1 pseudogene is annotated in these 369 nt (G+C 56.4%); it reads left to right on the forward strand.

Going from position 1 to position 369, the window contains the following annotated elements:
- Nucleotides 1–301, forward strand: a pseudogene (locus IAE50_RS25750) (DDE-type integrase/transposase/recombinase); the annotation flags it as partial.
- Between the last annotated feature and the right edge of the window lie 68 nt (nt 302–369).

The following is a 369-nucleotide window of genomic DNA, read 5'->3' on the forward strand; positions in this document are numbered from 1 at the left end:
GGCGTAAACCGGCAATACCGCCCTCGAAACGGGCGCATACAGGGAAAGTGTTCGTCGGGAAAAGTAACCAGCGGTGGTGCTCTGACGGCTTCGGGTTCCGCTGTGATAACGGTGAAAAACTGCGGGTAACGTTCGCGCTGGACTGCTGCGATTGTAAAGCCCTGCACTGGGCGGCCAGTACCGGTGGATATGACAGCGAAACTCCCCCGTGGAGTGGCTGACAGACAACGGTTCAGCTTATCGTTCTCATCAGACGCGTCAGTTCGCCAGAATGGTAGGACTGGAGCCTAAACATACGGCGGACGCAGCCCGGAACATTTCTCGCCATGGAGGCTTGTTCAACCTCTCATTTCTGGGGAAGAACGTTCA

This window comes from Kosakonia sp. S42 (genome assembly GCF_016624785.1).
Taxonomy (GTDB): domain Bacteria; phylum Pseudomonadota; class Gammaproteobacteria; order Enterobacterales; family Enterobacteriaceae; genus Kosakonia; species Kosakonia cowanii.